The organism is Kitasatospora sp. NPDC001309 (assembly GCF_042896295.1).
In the GTDB taxonomy this organism is placed as follows: domain Bacteria; phylum Actinomycetota; class Actinomycetes; order Streptomycetales; family Streptomycetaceae; genus Kitasatospora.
Genome location: NZ_JBIAXC010000019.1, coordinates 15,586 through 33,045, shown reverse-complemented (window position 1 = coordinate 33,045; position 17,460 = coordinate 15,586). Strand labels below are relative to the sequence as shown.

Here is a 17,460-nt window from a genome sequence, read left to right as displayed (position 1 = left end):
CACGTGGGCCTTGTCGTGCAGAAGTACGGCGGCTCATCCGTTGCGGATGCCGAAGGCATCAAGCGCGTTGCCCGCCGAATCGTTGACGCCAAGAAGGCCGGCCATGAGGTCGTCGTCGTGGTGTCCGCGATGGGCGACACGACGGACGAGCTCATCGAACTCGCGGAGCAGGTGTCACCGCTTCCTGCCGGCCGTGAGTTCGACATGCTGCTGACCGCTGGAGAGCGCATCTCCATGGCGCTGCTGGCCATGGCGATCAAATCCCTGGGGCACGAGGCCCAGTCCTTCACGGGGAGCCAGGCCGGTGTCATCACGGACTCCGTCCACAACAAGGCACGCATCATCGACGTGACGCCGGGTCGCATCCGCACCGCCCTGGACCAGGGCAACATCGCGATCGTGGCCGGCTTCCAGGGCGTGTCCCAGAGCAGCAAGGACATCACCACGCTGGGCCGCGGCGGCTCGGACACCACCGCCGTCGCGCTGGCCGCCGCGCTCAAGGCCGAGGTCTGCGAGATCTACACCGACGTGGACGGCGTGTTCACCGCCGACCCGCGCGTGGTGAAGAAGGCGCGCAAGATCGACTGGATCGCGTACGAGGACATGCTGGAGCTGGCCTCGTCCGGCTCCAAGGTCCTGCTCGACCGCTGTGTCGAGTACGCGCGGCGCTACAACATCCCGATTCACGTACGCTCGTCCTTCTCGGGTCTTCCCGGGACGATCGTCAGCAACGACAACCCGAACAAGCCCGAAGGGGGCGAGATGGAGCAGGCCATCATCTCCGGGGTCGCCCACGACACCTCCGAAGCCAAGGTCACCGTCGTCGGCGTGCCCGACAAGCCGGGCGAGGCGGCGCGCATCTTCCGCGCCATCGCCGACGCCGAGGTCAACATCGACATGGTGGTGCAGAACGTCTCCGCCGCGTCGACCGGTCTGACCGACATCTCCTTCACCCTGCCGAAGACCGAGGGCCAGAAGGCCATCGACGCGCTCGGCCGGGTCAAGGAGGGCATCGGCTACGAGTCGCTGCGCTACGACGACGCGATCGGCAAGATCTCGCTGGTCGGCGCCGGCATGCGCTCCAACCCGGGCGTCACCGCGACCTTCTTCGAGGCGCTCTCGGCCGCGGGCGTGAACATCGAGCTGATCTCCACCTCGGAGATCCGCATCTCGGTGGTCACCCGCGCCGACGACGTGCCGGAGGCGGTCCGCGCCGTGCACAGCGCCTTCGGCCTGGACAGCGAGAGCGACGAGGCCGTCGTCTACGGCGGCACCGGTCGATGACCCGGGAGCCGGGCGGGGGCACCGGGCGGTGACCCGGCGTCCCAACCTCGCCGTGGTCGGCGCCACCGGCGCGGTCGGCGAGGTGCTGCTCGGCCTGCTCTCGCTCCGTCAGGACGTCTGGGGCGAGGTCCGACTCGTCGCCTCCCCGCGCTCGGCCGGCCGTACGCCGGTCGTGCGCGGGGAGGCGGTCCCGGTGGTGCCGCTGACCGAGGAGGCCTTCGCCGGGATCGACGTCGCCGTGTTCGCCGTCCCCGACGAGGTCTCCGCCCAGTGGGCGCCGATCGCGGCGGCCAAGGGCGTCGTGGTGGTCGACGACTCGGCCGCCTTCCGCACCGTCGGGGACGTACCGCTGGTCGTCCCCGAGGTGAACGCGGCCGCGCTGCGGATCCGTCCGCGCGGGATCGTGGCCAGTCCGGCCGGCCCCACGCTGGCGCTGGTCACGGCGGTCGGCGCGCTGCACGCCGAGTACGGGCTGGAGCAGCTGGTGGTGGCCACCTACCAGGCCGCCAGCGGCGAGGGCCGGGCCGGCACCGCGGCGCTGCGCGAGCAGACCGCTCTGGTGGCCGGCACCGAGGTCGGCCGGCAGACCGGCGACCTGCGCGCGGTGATCGCCGACGAGGGGCCGTTCGCGGCCCCGCTCGCCCTGAACGCGGTGCCCTGGACCGGCGGCCTCCAGGACGGCGGCTGGTCCGCCCAGGAGCTGGGCCTGCGCGACGAGGCCCGCAAGGTCCTCGGCCTGCCCGCCCTCAAGGTCTCCGCGACCTGCGTGCGGATCCCGGTGGTGCGCACCCACGCGCTGGCCGTGCACGCCCGCTTCGAACGCGAGGTCAGCCAGGAGCACGCCCAGGACATCCTGCGCGAGACGCCCGGCGTGGTCCTCTACGACGACCCGGCGGCCGGGGAGTTCCCGACCCCGAACGACGCGGTCGGCACCGACCCGGTCTGGGTCGGGCGGGTGCGCCGGGCGCTGGACGAGCCGGACGCTCTCGACCTCTTCCTGTGCGGCGACAACCTGCGCAAGGGGGCCGCGCTCAACCTGGTGCAGATCGCCGAGCTGGTGGCCGCCGAGCTCGCGCTCCGGGCGGACTGAGGGCGGCCGCCAGTCGGCGCTTCAGGCGGGGCGAGGGCGGCCCGAACTGACGGTGAGGAGGCTCAGGACCCGTCATCGGCCCGGTTCTGAGGGCCCCTTGTGCCCGAGGACGTCCGGACCTGTGTCCGCTCCTCGACACAATCTGTCCGGAATCCCGTGGGAATCCCCTGGAGGCCGCTTCCGCCGATGCGGAAGAATGGCCCCCGGGCTGGGCAACCATGACAGGGGATCGAGTGTCCAACGGGCGTGGCGAACGTGATGGTGGGGGCAAGGGCGGGCATCGGGGCGAGAGCCGTGGTGGCCTTTCCGGCGCGTTCCCCGTGGTCTTCGAGTAGGCCGGAAGACGACCAGATGACGGCGGCCGCACCCGGTGCGGCGGACTCCGGCGCGGGTACCGACGCGGGTACCAGCGAGGACCTGCTCACCGAGACCTACCAGGCGCACTACCGCTCGCTGCTGCGCCTCGCCGCGCTGCTCCTGGACGACCTCTCCACCTGTGAGGACGTCGTGCAGGAGGCCTTCATCCGGGTGCACGCCGCCCGGCGCAGGGTGCGCGAGCCCGAGAAGACCCTGGCCTACCTGCGGCAGACGGTGGTCAACCTGTCGCGCTCCACGCTGCGACGGCGGATCCTCGGCCTGCGACTGCTGCCCAAGCCGATGCCTGACATGGCCAGTGCAGAAGAAGGTGCCTACGATGCCTTGGAGCGCGACCAGCTGAAGGCCGCGTTGAAGGGTCTGCAACGCCGTCAGCGGGAGGTTCTGGTGCTGCGTTACTTCGTGGACATGACGGAGGCGCAGGTGGCCGAGACCCTGGGCATCTCGCTCGGTTCGGTGAAGGCGTACGGCTCACGCGGACTCGCCGCCCTCCGGACCCAGATGGAGGCCGGACATGGCTGACGGCGCCCGCCAGCGGCCAGGGGACGACCACCTCCCGGACTTCTCCGCCGAGGAACGGGCGCTGCGCGAGCTCATGCACCACGCGGTGGACCGGATCCAGCCCGGAGTCGGCGCCCTGCCGCGGATCCGCCAGGCCGTACCCCGGCGGCGGGCCGCCCGGCGCGGGGCCTGGACGGGCGCGGCGGCACTGGCCCTGGCGGTCGCGATCGCGCTGCCCGTCCTGCACGAGGGCGACCACCTCGGACTGTCCGGCGGGCCCGGTTCGGCGAACGCCGGCGGCGCGACCCTCGCCGCCCCCACCGGCAGCGCGATCGGCGGCAGCGCCACCGGCGGGGGCGTACGCCCCGGCCCCGGCGGCGCGGGCAGCACCTCCCCGACCGGCACCGGCAGCGCCTCGCCGAGCCCCGGCGCGGACGCCACCCGCACCGGCCCCGCCACCCCCACCGGGGCCCCCGGCACCGGGGACGGCGGGATCGTCCCGCTCTGCACCCGGGCCGACCTCGGCCAGGGCACCGCCCAGGTCGGCCCCGCGGACACCCAGGGCCGGATCTACGGCTCCTTCACGGTGTACAACGTCTCCGGCCGCAGCTGCCGCCTCGGCGGGCCGGGCGCGGTGGCCGTCACCGACGTCAGCGGCACCGACCGCAACCGGGTCCGCTCCGCCGACCACACCCCCGGCGACCCGGCCGGCAACCTGCCCGCGATGGACGCCGAACCGCCGCTGCTCGCCCCGCAGGCCGGGTACAAGGTGCCGTTCGCCTGGATCCCGGACCAGGGCTGCGGCTCCTCCGGCGGCGCCACCACCGCACCGACCTCCGGCACCAACCAGGCCTCCCTGACCACTCAGGGCCCCGCCGGCTCCTCCGGCGCGGCCCCGAACTCCGGCACCGGCGCCTCGGCGGCGCCGAGCTCCAACCCGCAGGCCAGCCCCTCGCCCACCTCCGGGCCCACCGCGGCGCCGAGCCCCACCGCCACCCCGAGCGGCAACCCGACCGGCGCCCCGCCCACCGCGACCATCGCCCACACCCCGGCCCCCGGCAGCCCGGCGGTCGCCACGGCCTCGCTGCCGGTCGGGTGCGGGGGGACGCTCTACCGGGGCGGGGTCCAGCCGTCCGGCGGGTCGGCGGCCCGGCCCTCGGGGACGCCCGCGGCGGGCTGAGCCGGGGGCGGCGCGGGCGTCGGCGGTGGAGGATCCGGGGGCGGCGCGGGCGGCGGCGGTGCAGGACCCGGGCTCGGCGCGGGCGTCGGCCGCGCGGCGTTCCGCGGCCGATCCGGCGGGCGGAGGCGGACCCTGTGGTCCGGCGCGGTGTGAGGAGTGGTTACCGTGGGGGGTGTGTACCGGTTCCTCCTGACTCCGCGCTGGCTGGGCGGCACCGCCCTGGCCGTGGCGGCCGTGGCGGTCTGCGTCTGGCTGGGCTCCTGGCAGCTCGGCCGGTTCGAGGACCGCGTCTCCACTCACCAGGAGACCAAGCAGTCGCTCGCCGCTTCGGGTGAAGCCCGTCCGATCGACGCGCTGCTCGGCCCGGCCACCCCGCAGGTGACCACGGAGACCGTCGGCAAGTCCGTCACGGCCTCCGGGGAGTACGACACCGAGCACCAACTCCTCGTCCCCAACCGGGTGTTGGACGGCAAGCAGGGCTACTACGTGCTGACCCCGCTGCGTACCGCCGACGGACACGCCGTCGCCGTGGTGCGGGGCTGGGCGCCCGGCGACCCGCCCGCCGACCCGTCCGGCGCCGCCCACGCGGTCGGGCCGGCCCCCACCGGGCCGGTGACGGTGACCGGGCGGCTCCAGGCCAACGAGTCGGTCGGCAGCAACGGCGCGGTCGCGGGCGGCCTGCCCACCGGGCAGCTCGGCATGATCAACCGGGCCTCGCTGCTGAACGTGCTGGAGTACGACGGCTGGTACGACGGCTGGGTCTCCGCCGACCAGGTGCCCGCCGGGCTGACCGCCGTACCGACCGTCCAGCCGCAGGGCGGGGACGGGCTCACCCTGCGGGCCTTCCAGAACTTGGGCTACACGCTGGAGTGGTTCGTCTTCGGCGGGTTCGTGGTCTTCATGTGGTTCCGCCTGGTGCGCCGGGAGGCGGAGGCGGAGCAGGACCGGGCCCTCGGGCTGGACCCGGTCCTGGACTGAGCCGCCCGGTCAGCGGGTCGGCCTGCCGGGGGGCGGGGTGGGCACCGGGGTCGGCTTGAGTGGTGCGGTCGGTGCGCCGGTCGGTGTGATCGGTGCTGCGGGGCCGGTCGGGGGCCCCGACGGGGTCGACGAGCTGCCTCCGCTGCCTCCGCTGCCTCCGCTGCCTCCGCTACCGAACGGCGTCGCCGTGTCCTCGTCCACCGGCGTGCTCCCGCCGCGGCAGTGGCCGCGCCCGGCCGACCCGTTGTTCGAGCCGTAGTGGTCGATGTGGTGGTGCGTGGTGCGACCGCCGCCCTTCGAACCGCTGGAGCCGCTCGAACCGCCGGAGCTGCTGGAGCCGTGCGAACCGCCGGAACTGCCGGAACTGCTGGACCCGCCGGAGCCGTGCGAACCGCCGGACCCGTGCGATCCGCCGCGCTCGGCCGCGTCCTCCTCAGCGCCCGGCTGGTAGGACGCCCGGAGGACCGTCGCCCCGGCCACCGGCGCGCTCGCCCGGGTCGCCGAGCCGCTGGGCGCGGGCGCCGGGTGCGCGGCGGGAGCCGTGGGTGTGGCCGGCGCCGTGGGCGTGGCCGGCACCGGGGCCGTGGCCGGGGGCGGGCAGGCGACCTCGTCGCCGTGCGAGCCCGAGCAGCCGCTCAGCACCAGCACCAGCACCCCGGCCACCGCCGCCCCCGCGACCGCCGACAGACGTCTCACCCAGCCGCTCCGCTGCCGCCGTCGGGGACCCCGAGGTGCCGCCGGACGAAGTCGATCTCCAGCCGCAGCTGCCGGATCCGCTCCTCCACCACCAGCGAGCCGTGCCCGGCGTCGTACCGGTACACCTCGTGCGGCTTGTCGAGCTGCTCCAGCCGCTCGACGTAGTTCTCGATCTGCTGGATCGGGCAGCGCGGGTCGTTGACCCCGGCGCTGATGTACACCGGCACCCGCACCTGCTCGACGTAGCTCAGCGGCGAGGAGGCGGTGAAGCGCTCGGGCACCTCCTCGGGGGTGCCGCCGAAGAGGGTGCGGTCGAGCGACTTGAGCGCCTCCATCTCGTCGGCGTACGCGGTGTGGTAGTCCGCGACCGGTACCGCGGCGACGCCCAGCGACCAGCTGTCGGGCTGCACGCCCAGGCCGAGCAGGGTCAGGTAGCCGCCCCAGCTGCCGCCGGTGAGCACCAGTCGCCGCGGGTCGGCGAGGCCGCTGGAGACGGCCCACTCCCGGACCGCCGCGATGTCCTCCAGCTCGATCAGGCCGACCCGCTCGTGCAGCGCGTCCGTCCAGGCCTGGCCGTAGCCGGTCGAGCCGCGGTAGTTGACCCGGACCACCGCGAAGCCGTGGTCCAGCCAGGCGGCCGGTCCGGCGGCGAAGGAGTCGCTGTCGTGGTGGGTCGGGCCGCCGTGGACCTCGAAGACCGTCGGGTACGGCCCCGGGCCCCCGGTCCGCGGGCGCTGCACCAGGGCGTGCACCCGCCCGCCGGGACCGTCCACCCAGACGTCCTCGACCGGGACGGAGCCGGGCGGCACCGGGCCGGGCGCCCGCAGCACGACCGCACCCGCGGTGGAGCGGACGGCGGAGGGCTCGGCGGCCGAGGACCACAGGTACTCGACGGTGCCGTCCGGGCGGGCGGTGGCGCCGCCGACCGTGCCGCGCGGGGTCTCCAGGCGGGTCAGCCGGCCGTCCGCGAGGTCGTACGTGAACAGCTCGCTGCGCGCCTCGTACTCGTGCTCGACCAGCAGCGCCCCGGCGCCGGGGCGCCACTGCGCGGAGACGTCGCCGGGCAGCTCGCGGCCCTGCTCGTCGCGGAGCGGGAGGGCGGTCTCGGCGCCGGTCGCGACGTCCCAGATCATCGGCTCCCAGCGGCCGGTGCGCTGGTGGGCGACCAGCAGCCGGGTGTCGCCCTCGACCGGGGCGAAGCCCAGGCAGGCGACGCCGCGCGGCTCGTCCCGGCCGGTGACCTCGTCCAGTTCGGCGACGGTCTCGATCCCGTCCCCGGTGAGCCGGACCACCCGGATGGCGGAGTGCATCGCGTCGCCGTGCTCGGTGTGGTCGACGGCCAGCAGGGTGGCGTCGTGGCTGAGGTCGCCGACGCCGCCGTACTCCTCGTGCCGGTAGATCTCGACCGGCGCGGCCGCGCCCGGTCGGCGCAGGTGCAGGGTGGTGCCGTCCTCGTCGGTGGAACGGCCGACGACCACCGTGCCGTCGCGGCCCAGCGCCAGGCCGGCCGAGTAGGAGGCGGCGAGGCCGGGCACGGCCTCCTCGTCCGGGCCGCCCGCGAAGGGCTGGCGGCGCCAGACGCCGAACTCGTCACCGTCGTGGTCGTCGAACCACCAGACCCAGGCGCCGTCCGGGGACAGCTCGGCGTCGGTGGTGCCGTTCGGCCGGTCGGTGACCTGGCGGTGGGAGCCGGTGGCACGGTCCCAGGCGTAGACCTCGTAGGTGCCGGTCGCGTTGGACACGTACAGCGCCCGGTCGGGGGCGTCCTCGGCCCAGTCGGGCAGTGACACCCGGGCCGCCCTGAACCGCTGCTCCCACGCCGGTACGGTGCTCTTCTCCTCGCTCATCCGACCATCCAACCCGATCGGGGGGACGGAACGGAACGGGCGGGCGGGGATCGCCCCGCCCGCCCGGCTTCCTCCGGCGGCCTGCCCGGGTCGTGCTCCTCGGCGGCCCGCCCGGGTGGTGCTCCCAGGGCGTTCTCCCGGGTCGTGCCCCCGCGACGTTCTCCCGGGTCGTGCTCCTGCGGCATTCACGAACGGCGCGGCACCAGCCGGACCAGGCCCACCAGCACCAGCTCCAGCACCGCCAGCACCGCCGTGCTGCGGACGAAGGCCGCCGTCGGGTCGCCGGCGACGTAGTAGACCAGGCCGATCAGCGCGACCCCGACGGCGCCGCCGACCTGCTGCACGGTGGCCACCGCCCCGGCCGCCGCCCCGGCCAGCTGCGGCTCCACGGCCGCCAGGGCGACGGTGGTGACCGGCGCGATCACCAGGCCCATGCCGAGGCCGTCCACGAACAGCCCGGGCGCCAGCCACCAGACGGTGCCGTCCGCGCCGGCGTCGGCGGCGAACGCGAGCAGGCCCAGCCCGGCGGCCATCAGCAGCCCGCCGACGGTGATCGTGCGCGGCTCGCCGAGGCGCGCGGTGACCCGGTGGGTGGCGTTCGAGGTCAGCAGGTAGCCGAGGCCGATCGCGGTGAACACCAGCCCGGCGCCGAGCGCGTCCAGTCCGCGGCCCAGCTGCAGGTGCAGGGCGAGCACCAGGAAGAACGAGGCCTGGCCGAGCCAGAAGACCAGCTGGGCGAGCAGCCCGGTGCCGAAGGCACGGCCGCGGAACAGCCGGGTGTCCACCAGCGGGGTGCCCCGGCCCGTACTGCGGTGCTGGTGGACGGCGAACGCCACCAGCACGGCGACCGCCGCGCCGAGGCAGAGCAGCGTCCACAGCGGCCAGTCGAGGCCCGGTCCCTGGATCAGCGGCAGCACCAGGGCGGTCAGCCCGACCGTCGCCAGCAGCACCCCGACCGGGTCCAGGCCCGGCCGCTGCGGCGCCCGCGACTCCGGCAGGCAGCGCCGGACGGCGGCCAGCGCGGCCAGGCCGATCGGCAGGTTGATCAGGAAGCAGCTGCGCCAGCCCAGGCCGAGAAGGTCCGCGCGGATCAGCAGCCCGCCGATCAGCTGGCCGAACACCGCGCCGACGCCCATCGTCAGTCCGTACCGGGCGAAGGCCCGGGCCTGCGCGGCGCCGCTGAACGCCGTCCGCAGGATCGCCAGCACCTGCGGGCCCATCAGCGCGGCCGCCAGGCCCTGCGCCACCCGGGCGCCGACCAGCGCGGACGCCGTCGGGGCCAGGCCGCAGCCCGCCGAGGCGAGGGTGAACAGGGACAGACCGAGCGCGAACACCCGGCGCCGGCCGTACCGGTCGCCGAGCCGGCCGGCGGTGACCAGCCCGACGGCGAGGGCCAGGCCGAACCCGGCCATCACCCACTGGACGACCGCCGGGCCGGCGCCCAGATCGGCCTGGACGGAGGGGACGGCGACGTTGACGACGAAGGTGTCGAGGGCGGTCATGAAGGTGGCGGTCAGGATCACCGGCAGCAGGCCCCGGGGGGCGGGTGCCGCCGGGGCGGCGGGGGTAGCGGGCGGAACGGGCGTAGCCGGGCCGGGGGCCTTGGCGGGGGCTTTCAGTGCGGTGCTCAACTCGGGTTCTCCTCTCTCGGGCGCCCCGCCCTCAGGGGGCGGGGCGCCGCCGTGGGGGTGCGGCGCCCCTGGAACCGGCCTGTCCGGTGTTCGGACGGGCGTCTGGTACGGACGTACGTATGGATTGGACGTCCGTCTTGCTCGTACGTCCGTCTTGCTGAGACATCCGCTTGGCTTGGACGCTCGTCTTGCTCGTACGCCCGTCTTGCTCGTACGTCCGTCTTCCCGGTTACGTCCGCCCGGTTCGGACGTCCGTCCCGGACTCAGGCGCCCGGCACGCGGTCCAGGAACCCGTGCACGGTGCCGATCCGGCCCGTCGGCGTGGCCGCCAGCACGTCGAAGCCGATCACCACCGGCTCGGCGCCGGCCGGGCCGAGGTTCCAGGTGAACCGGGCGATGTCGTGGTGGGCGTCCACCGGGCCGAGGGTGAACTCCAGGCCCGGGAACTGGGCCTGGGCCGCGCCGATCAGCGCGTCGATCGCGTCCCGGCCGGCCACGGCGGCCAGCGGGTCGGTGTAGCGGCCGTCCTCGGCCCACACCTCGTCGATCAGCTTGCGGCGGGCAGCCGGGTCGGTCTCGTTCCAGACCGCCAGGTAGCGCTCGGCGAGCTGCTGGAGGGCGGCGGTGGTGATCTCGGTCATGGTTCGTCTCCCGTGTGCCGGTGGGCCGTTGGCGGGTCGTTCCCGCTGCTCACAAAGGTAGGGACGGGCCGCCGCGGGCGAATCGGTCACGGATAGGCATGGGGGTACGTAGGTATTCGCACCCGCCTGTGTAGCCGTTGCGCCGGAGCGCCGGCGGTCGGCTCGGTAGGGTCGGGGCATGCTGTACGGGAGGGAACACGAACAGGTCGCGGTGGACGGCCTGTTGGCGCGGGCGCGGGACGGCGGCGCCGGGGCGCTGCTGCTCCGCGGCGAGGCGGGCATCGGCAAGACCGCCCTGCTGGACGACGCCGTGGCCCGGGCCGGGACGGCCTTCCGGGTGATCAGGGCGGCCGGCGTCGAGTACGAGGCGGAACTGCCCTTCGCCGGGCTGAGCCTGCTGCTGGCCCCCGGCCTGGACCGGCTGGACGTCCTGCCCGGGCCGCAACGGCGCGCCCTGGAGGCGGCGTTCGGGCTCGGCGAGGCGCCCGAGGATCCGGCAGCGGCACCATCTGCCACACCCGCACCCGCCCCCGCCGACCGACTGCTGGTCGGCCTCGCCACCCTCGGACTGCTCGCCGAACTCGCCGCCGACCAGCCGCTGCTGTGCGTGCTGGACGACGTCCAGTGGCTCGACCGGGCCTCCCTGGACGCCCTGCTGCTCGCCGCCCGTCGCCTCCAGGCCGAAGGGGTGGCCCTGCTACTGGCCGCCCGCACCGAGCCCGGCGCCTCCGTCGATCGCCAACTCGGCCTGCCCGAGGTGCGGGTGACCGGCCTCGCCGAGGCCGATGCCACCCGGCTGCTGGCCGAGCGGGCCGGCCCCGACCTGCCCGCCGCCGTCCGCGACCGCCTGCTCGCCGAAGCCGCCGGGAACCCGCTCGCCCTCACCGAACTCCCCGTCGCCACCGGCCCGCAGGCGCACACCGCGGGCGGGCTGCCGCTCACCAGCCGCCTGCTGATCGCCTTCCACGGCCAGGTCACCGGCCTGCCCCCGGCCACCCAGACCCTGCTGCTGGTCGCCGCTGCGGAGGAGAGCGGCGAGCTGGACGTCCTGCTGCCCGCCGCGGCCGCGCTCGGCGTCGGCGCCGAACACCTCGCCCCCGGCGAGGAATCCGGCCTGGTCACCGTCACCCCCGACCGGCGGATCGCCTTCCGCCACCCGCTGCTGCGCTCCGCGATCCTGCAACGCGCCCCGCACCACCAGCGGCTGACCGTCCACCGCGCCGTCGCCGGGGCACTCCCGGACGGCGACCGCCGCACCTGGCACCTCGCCCTCGCCGCCACCGCCCCCGACGCCGCCCTCGCCGACGCGCTGGAACGCACCGCCGTCCGCACCGGCCGGCGCGGGGGCCACGGCGGCGCGGCCGCGTACGAACGCGCCGCCCGGCTCACCCCCGACCGCGACGCGGCCACCCGCCGACTCGTGCTGGCCGCCGAAGCCGCCACCGAGGAAGGCGAGTTGGAGCGCGCCGAGGCCCTCGCCGACGAGGCCGCCGCCCGCACCGACAGCGTCCTCGCGCACGCCCTGCTGGACCACGTCCGGGCCACCGCGCACTTCTGGCGTGGCTCCTACCCGACCGCGTACCGGCTGCTGCTGGACGCCGCCCTCGCGCTCGCCACCTCCTCCGACGCCCCCGACGCTTCCGACGCCCCCGACGTCGTCGAACCCGCCCACGCCGCCCGGATGCTGTTCCAGGCCTTCCACGCCGCCTGGTACGCGGGGGAGGAGCCGGTGGCCGAGGTGCTCGACCGGCTCGCCGCCCTCCCGCTCGGCGACGACGACCCCGTCGCCCCGCTCGCCCGCTACCTCCCCGCCGCCGTCCTCCCGGCCCTCGGCCGACCCGCCGCCGCAGCGGCACCCGCCGCCCTGCGCCCGGCCCGGGAGGCCGTCGAAGCCGCCCGCCGGGCCGGCGCCGAGAGCCCCGCCGACCTGGTCCAACTCTGCGGCGCCACCCTCGTCCTGGGCCGCGACGAGGAGACCGTCGACCTCGGCGGCGAACTCGTCGCCGAGGCCCGCGCCAAGGGCACCCTCGGCGTGATGCCCACCCTGCAGTTCTTCCTCGCCGAGGCCGAGCTCTTCCACGGCCGCCACGCCGACGCCGAACTCACCGCCACCGAGGCCCTGGACCTCGCCCGGGACACCGGCCAGCACCAGTGGGTCAGCCAACTCAGCGCCCTGCTCGCCTACCTGGCCGCCCTCGACGGCCGCACCGAACGCTGCACCGAACTGGCCACCACCGCGCTCGCCACCACCGGCCCGCAGACCGCCGCCCCCGCCGCCGGCCGCCCCTGGGCACACTGGGCCCTCGCCCTGCTCGACCTCGGCCAGGGCCGCGCCGCAGGCGCCGCCGACCGCCTCCAGGCCCTCACCACCGGCCCGCACCGGCACCACGTCAGCGCCACCCGAGCCGTCCCTGACCTGGTCGAAGCCGCCGTCCGCCTCGGCACCCCGGACCGCGCCGCCGAGGCCTACGAACGCTTCGCCCGCTGGACCACCGCCGCCGACCGCCCCTGGGCCGAGGCACTACGCCTGCGCTGCCAGGCCCTGCTCGGCCCGGACGAACTCGCCGAACCCGCCTACCGCGCCGCCCTCGACCTCCACGCCACCACCCACCGCCCCTTCGAACAGGCCCGCACCGCCCTGCTCTACGGCGAATGGCTCCGCCGCACCCGCCGCCGCACCGACGCCCGCCCCCACCTCACGGCCGCCCTCGAAGTCTTCGACCGCCTCGCCGCCCACCCCTGGTCCACCCGCGCCCGCACCGAACTCTCCGCCACCGGCACCCCGGCCCCCACACCCCAGCCCTCCCAGGCCCTCCCGAACCCCCTGACCCCCCAGGAACTCCAGATCGCCCGCCTGGCCGCCCAGGGCCTCACCAACCGCGACATCGCCGCCCAACTCTTCCTCAGCCCCCGCACCGTCGCCCACCACCTCTACAAGGCCTACCCCAAACTCGGCATCACCTCCCGCACCGCCCTCCCCACCACGCTCTGACGCACCCGGGACACGACCGGGGCCCTGCCGATCGTCGGCAGGGCCCCGGGGTGTTCAGTCCGCTGAATCGTGCTTCCAGCCCTCCGAGTGGTGATCCCGGTGGTAAGCCAGATGAGCTCGGTCTATCCGATGGCTCGGAGCCTCGCGCAGCTTCCCGATCTCCGCACCCGTGGCGTGGTCAGTGATCGTCAGATCGTCCGCGATGGTCAGCATGCCGAAGTCAAAGAGCGCATGGTGGTTGGGGCACAGGCACAGGACGTTCGCAGCGACGTCCGGGCCGTTGTGCGGCCGGCCGAGCGCACGGACGTGGGCGGCTTCTGCGTAGGCACCGGTGCGGGTGGCCAGCCGTATCCCGCACACCTGGCACGTGAACTTGTGGGCCCGCTTGACGTGGTTCGCGACCTTGGTGCTCCGGACGATCCGCTGGACGATGGTCTCCAAGCGGGTCGGAGCGTCCTGCCCGACAGGTTCCTTGAGCCGGGCTTCACGGCTCGGTGACTCGTCGGCCGCGAGCTGCTCCAGTCGGTAGCGCCAGACCAAGAAACCGGACTTGCCAGTGGCGTGCCAGTAGTCCACGACCCGGAACAGCCCGTCGTAGCGGTAGATCATGCTGCCCGAGCGCCCGGAGCCGTTCGGCTCTCCCCGGATGACCCGTACCGGAACGTTCGTGGTCCTGCTGGTGACCAGAGCGGCGTTGCCGAGGGTGAGCGGCTGGTCGAAGGTCTGGATCCGTTCGTCCTTCAAACGGCCGCCCTGGCCGGTGTAGACGATGACATCACCATGGTCCTCGTCATCCTCGTACCCGCCGGATACGACGATGGATTCGGCGCCCTTCTCCTGCGTCCCGCTGATCCCGGCCTGGAGCTGCCGGTGGACGCCCGCATCGAATGCAGCCCGCCGACTGACGAAGACCTGTCCGACCGTTGTTCCCGGCACGTGGCCGAAGCCGTCGAAATAGGCAACGGCATCGAGACGGGTGTCCTCCAGCAAGTCCGAGGGCCTCTCCGCGTCGAAGAAACGGGTCACCAGCGCGCTGACCACCCGGTCCCGCGCGGTAGGCGAGCTGGCCATGAGCTCGTAGAAGCCGCGCCCCAGCCCACCCGTCGGGTTCTGATCATCGAGCCACCGCCGGACCACTGAACCCCTGGCCGGAGGAACGGGCCCCTCGTGGCCGTTCAGCTCCCACAGTTCCGACCGGCTCAGGGCAACGAAGGGGTATTCCGGAGCGGGGTCCGAACCAGGGCGTCCGTGCTTCTCGAGCAGCGCTCGCAGCTCGCCCTGTGCGACGGACCACGGGACCGTCCTCGGCTCCTGCGCTGCCGCCCGCCCGATTGCCCACAGCAGGGTGATCGGTTGGTGCCTGGCAGGCTGACCGGAAGACCGGTCAACGCGCAGTGCGGCGATCGCAGTGCAAAGATCGTTGACGTGACGTGCCTCTTGCATCGGGCCCCCGGAGTGTCGCTGGGTGATCTCTGTAGCCCGAAACGCGGGCGAGCGTGCCGCAGTTCCACGCACTGAGGACCGGCCACGACGTCCACGGCGACCCACGCCCATGTGCCGAGCTGTCATGCAACGGGGTGCTGTTCTTCTCCGACGATGCGTCGGCTGCGACGGACACCAGGATCTGCAAGTCCACCGGACCTTCGCAGCTCCCCAGTTGGCCATGCACAACGCCAGAGGGCCCACCGGATTTCTCCGATGGGCCCTCTGTACTGGGTCGGGGTGGCGGGATTTGAACCCACGGCCTCTTCGTCCCGAACGAAGCGCGCTACCAAGCTGCGCCACACCCCGGTCATTCTGTTTGTCGCTCCGTCTCCTTCGCGACGAGTAGAACTCTACCGGACGCTCGCCGAGACACGAAATCCGGTTTCGGGCGGGCGTCCGGTCGGGGTCAGCGGGGGGCCGGGGTGAGGGTGAGGAGGGTGGCTTCCGGGGGGCAGGCGAAGCGGATCGGGGTGTAGCGGTTGGTGCCGCAGCCGGCGGAGACGTGGAGGTAGGAGCGGTGGCCGCCGGCCTTGTGGGTGGAGAGGCCCTTGACCCGGCGGGTGTCGAGGTCGCAGTTGGTGACCAGGGCGCCGTAGAAGGGGATGCAGAGCTGGCCGCCGTGGGTGTGGCCGGCCAGGATCAGCGGGTAGCGGTCGGCGGTGAAGGCGTCGAGGACGCGCAGGTAGGGGGCGTGCACGACGGCGAGGGAGAGGTCGGCGTCGGCGGAGGGGCCGCCGGCGACGGCGGCGTAGCGGTCGCGGCGGATGTGCGGGTCGTCGAGGCCGGTGAACTCGAGGTCGAGGCCGTTGACGGTGAGGCGGCCGCGGGTGTTGGTCAGGTCGAGCCAGCCGGCCGCGTCGAAGCCGTCGCGGAGCTTCTCCCAGGGGTTGTGCACGGCGCCGCTGATGCCGCGGTTGCCGGTGCCGTCGGGGTTGTTCATGCCGTGGACGCCGCTGCGCATGGCCTGGAGGTAGCGGGCGGGGTTCTTGCGGGCCGGCCCGTAGTAGTCGTTGGAGCCGAAGACGTAGACGCCGGGGAAGTCCATCAGCGGCCCGAGGGCGTCGAGGGTGGCGGGGACGCCGAGCGGGTCGGAGAGGTTGTCGCCGGTGTTGACCACGAGGTCGGGGCGCAGGCCGGCGAGGCTCTGCAGCCAGCGCTGCTTCTTGCCCTGCCCGGCCACCATGTGGATGTCGGACACCTGGAGGACCCGGAGGGGCTTGGCGCCGTGGGGCAGGACGGGGACCTCGACGCGGCGGAGCCGGAAGGCACGTACCTCGTACCCGACGGAGTAGGCGAGGCAGGCGGCGCCGGCAGCGGCGACACCGAGGGGGACGGAGTACAGCGGTCGCATCAGCCCATGCTCTCAGACGGTGGATCAGCTGGTGAACGTCCGGTGGCGCGGTGCGGACACGGCCACCGTGACCTGCACCGGGTCGACCGGGGCAACCGGGGCAATCGGGTCGACCGGGCCGGCGGGGTCGGTGTCCCGGCGGGCGCGCAGGGCCCGGACCTTGTTGCGGTTGCCGCAGCGCTCCATCGAGCACCAGCGCCGCCGCCCGGGCCGCGAGGTGTCGACGAAGAGCAGCCGGCAGTCGTGCGCCCGGCATTCCCGGATCCGGTCGGCGTGCGGGCCGGTGAGCAGGGCGATGGCGTCCCGGGCGAGGGTGGAGACGAGCTGGGCACCGTCGGCGGGCAGCGGGGCGGCCGCGGTGCCGTCCGGGGCGATCCGGGGGACGAGCGAGGGGTGGGCGGCGGCCCGGTTGAGGGCGGCGCGGTCCGCGGGGTCGCCGGGGCGGCCGTGGGCGCGGTCGGCGGCCAGGCGCCAGAGGGCGTCGCGCAGGGTGCGGGCGGTGCCGAGCTGGCCTTCGGTGATCCGTACGGTGCCGGCGGGCAGCCGCAGCCGGGAGCGCGTGAGCCAGTCGGTGAGGTCGGACGGGCGGTGCAGCACTTCGAACCGGGCGTAGGGGCCGGGGCCGCCGGTGGTGAGCAGTTCCAGGCAGAGGGCGCCGGGGTCGAAGTGGAAGCGGGCGCCGGCGGCTGTGGTGAGGACCAGGCCGGTCGGGTGTTCCGCTGCGCGGTCTCCGTCGGTCATGTAACCAGGGTAGGTGGTTACGGACCCGGCGGTCGCGGCCGACCGTTGACGGCGGTGCTTGACGGCAGCCATTGACGGCAGCCGTTGACGGCAAGCGTTGACGGCAGTCGTTAATGGCAAGCGACGGAACGCCCCAGGTGGGAGACTCGGGCCCATGACGACGCTCAAGGCGCAGCTGCAGGAGGACCTCACGGCTGCCATCAAGGACCGGGACGAGTTGCACTCGTCCACCATCCGGCTCACGCTTTCCGCCGTCACCAGCGAGGAGGTGGCGGGCAAGGAGAAGCGCGAGCTGTCCGACGCCGAGGTGCTGAAGGTGATCACCCGCGAGGCGAAGAAGCGCCGCGAGGCGGCCGAGGCCTTCGACCAGGCCGGCCGGGTGGAGCAGGCCGCGCGCGAGCGCGCCGAGGGCGAGGTGCTGGCGGGTTACCTGCCGAAGCAGCTCTCGGACGAGGAGCTGGCCGCGATCGTGGCCGCCGCCGTGGCCGAGAGCGGGGCGAGCGGTCCGCAGGCGATGGGCGCCGTGATGAAGCTGGTGAAGCCGAAGGTGGACGGTCTGGCCGAGGGCGGCCGGGTGGCGGCCGCGGTGAAGGCCGCGCTGCTCTGAGCTGCACGTCACCGCCGCCGTCACCGCCGCCGCCGTCACCGTCGCCGCTGCCGCCGCAGTG

Annotated in this window: 14 protein-coding genes and 1 tRNA gene; 7 read left to right on the top strand and 8 right to left on the bottom strand. The window is 74.4% G+C overall.

Annotated features, from left to right (window positions below; translation table 11 throughout):
- The first annotated feature begins 3 nt into the window (after window positions 1-3).
- The 5 genes from ACFY2K_RS20275 to ACFY2K_RS20255 all read left to right on the top strand — a co-directional run bounded on the left by ACFY2K_RS20275 (window position 4) and on the right by ACFY2K_RS20255 (window position 5,408).
- The gene (locus ACFY2K_RS20275; protein ID WP_375887685.1) at window positions 4-1,284 is read left to right on the top strand and encodes an aspartate kinase; all 1,281 of its coding nucleotides are present in this window, start codon (window positions 4-6) and stop codon (window positions 1,282-1,284) included.
- Window positions 1,285-1,312: 28 nt separating this feature from the next.
- Window positions 1,313-2,374 carry an aspartate-semialdehyde dehydrogenase gene (locus ACFY2K_RS20270; RefSeq protein ID WP_380532127.1) on the top strand — a complete coding sequence of 354 codons (1,062 nt, stop codon included), beginning with the start codon at window positions 1,313-1,315 and terminating at the stop codon, window positions 2,372-2,374.
- Between the two features lie 351 nt (window positions 2,375-2,725).
- On the top strand, window positions 2,726-3,271 hold the full coding sequence (locus ACFY2K_RS20265) for a SigE family RNA polymerase sigma factor (protein ID WP_254802531.1): 546 nt from the start codon (window positions 2,726-2,728) through the stop codon (window positions 3,269-3,271).
- Window positions 3,264-4,430, top strand: coding sequence for a hypothetical protein (locus ACFY2K_RS20260; RefSeq protein WP_375887680.1), 1,167 nt, complete (start codon window positions 3,264-3,266; stop codon window positions 4,428-4,430). The genes ACFY2K_RS20265 and ACFY2K_RS20260 overlap by 8 nt, the downstream gene beginning before the upstream one ends.
- 174 nt (window positions 4,431-4,604) lie before the next feature.
- Window positions 4,605-5,408, top strand: a complete 804-nt coding sequence (locus tag ACFY2K_RS20255; RefSeq protein ID WP_380588212.1) for an SURF1 family protein — start codon at window positions 4,605-4,607, stop codon at window positions 5,406-5,408.
- A gap of 9 nt (window positions 5,409-5,417) precedes the next feature.
- Here ACFY2K_RS20255 and ACFY2K_RS20250 read toward each other — a convergent pair whose 3' ends face one another.
- The 4 genes from ACFY2K_RS20250 to ACFY2K_RS20235 all read right to left on the bottom strand — a co-directional run bounded on the left by ACFY2K_RS20250 (window position 5,418) and on the right by ACFY2K_RS20235 (window position 10,223).
- Complete coding sequence (locus tag ACFY2K_RS20250; RefSeq protein ID WP_387712930.1) at window positions 5,418-6,104, bottom strand: hypothetical protein; 687 nt, start codon at window positions 6,102-6,104, stop codon at window positions 5,418-5,420.
- Window positions 6,101-7,951, bottom strand: coding sequence for a S9 family peptidase (locus ACFY2K_RS20245; protein WP_380532139.1), 1,851 nt, complete (start codon window positions 7,949-7,951; stop codon window positions 6,101-6,103). The genes ACFY2K_RS20250 and ACFY2K_RS20245 overlap by 4 nt, the downstream gene beginning before the upstream one ends.
- 185 nt (window positions 7,952-8,136) lie before the next feature.
- Window positions 8,137-9,582, bottom strand: coding sequence for a DHA2 family efflux MFS transporter permease subunit (locus tag ACFY2K_RS20240; protein ID WP_387712928.1), 1,446 nt, complete (start codon window positions 9,580-9,582; stop codon window positions 8,137-8,139).
- A gap of 263 nt (window positions 9,583-9,845) precedes the next feature.
- Window positions 9,846-10,223, bottom strand: coding sequence for a nuclear transport factor 2 family protein (locus tag ACFY2K_RS20235; protein ID WP_380527182.1), 378 nt, complete (start codon window positions 10,221-10,223; stop codon window positions 9,846-9,848).
- Between the two features lie 178 nt (window positions 10,224-10,401).
- Between ACFY2K_RS20235 and ACFY2K_RS20230 the strand changes: the two genes are divergently transcribed.
- Window positions 10,402-13,215 carry an AAA family ATPase gene (locus ACFY2K_RS20230; protein ID WP_387712924.1) on the top strand — a complete coding sequence of 938 codons (2,814 nt, stop codon included), beginning with the start codon at window positions 10,402-10,404 and terminating at the stop codon, window positions 13,213-13,215.
- Window positions 13,216-13,269: 54 nt separating this feature from the next.
- On the opposite strand, the gene ACFY2K_RS20225 is transcribed toward ACFY2K_RS20230, so the two are convergent.
- From ACFY2K_RS20225 to ACFY2K_RS20210, 4 genes are all read right to left on the bottom strand, one after another.
- The gene (locus ACFY2K_RS20225; protein ID WP_387712921.1) at window positions 13,270-14,658 is read right to left on the bottom strand and encodes a YDG/SRA domain-containing protein; all 1,389 of its coding nucleotides are present in this window, start codon (window positions 14,656-14,658) and stop codon (window positions 13,270-13,272) included.
- A 274-nt stretch (window positions 14,659-14,932) separates the two neighbouring features.
- A tRNA-Pro gene (locus ACFY2K_RS20220) sits at window positions 14,933-15,006 on the bottom strand.
- Between the two features lie 100 nt (window positions 15,007-15,106).
- Entirely contained in the window at window positions 15,107-16,051 is a 945-nt protein-coding gene (locus tag ACFY2K_RS20215) for a metallophosphoesterase (protein WP_375887655.1), read from the bottom strand.
- Window positions 16,052-16,075: 24 nt separating this feature from the next.
- Window positions 16,076-16,792: a CGNR zinc finger domain-containing protein gene (locus ACFY2K_RS20210; protein ID WP_387712918.1), complete on the bottom strand. Its 717-nt coding sequence runs from the start codon at window positions 16,790-16,792 to the stop codon at window positions 16,076-16,078.
- Between the two features lie 154 nt (window positions 16,793-16,946).
- Between ACFY2K_RS20210 and ACFY2K_RS20205 the strand changes: the two genes are divergently transcribed.
- Window positions 16,947-17,399 carry a GatB/YqeY domain-containing protein gene (locus ACFY2K_RS20205; RefSeq protein WP_375887651.1) on the top strand — a complete coding sequence of 151 codons (453 nt, stop codon included), beginning with the start codon at window positions 16,947-16,949 and terminating at the stop codon, window positions 17,397-17,399.
- The last annotated feature ends 61 nt before the right edge of the window (window positions 17,400-17,460 follow it).

What these genes read in the sequence shown, in the direction of transcription:
- ACFY2K_RS20265 (WP_254802531.1), top strand. Translation starts at nt 2,726, where the DNA reads ATGACGGCGGCCGCACCCGGTGCGGCGGACTCCGGCGCGGGTACCGAC.
- ACFY2K_RS20260 (WP_375887680.1), top strand. Translation starts at nt 3,264, where the DNA reads ATGGCTGACGGCGCCCGCCAGCGGCCAGGGGACGACCACCTCCCGGAC.
- ACFY2K_RS20245 (WP_380532139.1), bottom strand. Translation starts at nt 7,951, where the DNA reads ATGAGCGAGGAGAAGAGCACCGTACCGGCGTGGGAGCAGCGGTTCAGG.
- ACFY2K_RS20235 (WP_380527182.1), bottom strand. Translation starts at nt 10,223, where the DNA reads ATGACCGAGATCACCACCGCCGCCCTCCAGCAGCTCGCCGAGCGCTAC.
- ACFY2K_RS20230 (WP_387712924.1), top strand. Translation starts at nt 10,402, where the DNA reads ATGCTGTACGGGAGGGAACACGAACAGGTCGCGGTGGACGGCCTGTTG.
- ACFY2K_RS20225 (WP_387712921.1), bottom strand. Translation starts at nt 14,658, where the DNA reads ATGCAAGAGGCACGTCACGTCAACGATCTTTGCACTGCGATCGCCGCA.
- ACFY2K_RS20215 (WP_375887655.1), bottom strand. Translation starts at nt 16,051, where the DNA reads ATGCGACCGCTGTACTCCGTCCCCCTCGGTGTCGCCGCTGCCGGCGCC.
- ACFY2K_RS20210 (WP_387712918.1), bottom strand. Translation starts at nt 16,792, where the DNA reads ATGACCGACGGAGACCGCGCAGCGGAACACCCGACCGGCCTGGTCCTC.
- ACFY2K_RS20205 (WP_375887651.1), top strand. Translation starts at nt 16,947, where the DNA reads ATGACGACGCTCAAGGCGCAGCTGCAGGAGGACCTCACGGCTGCCATC.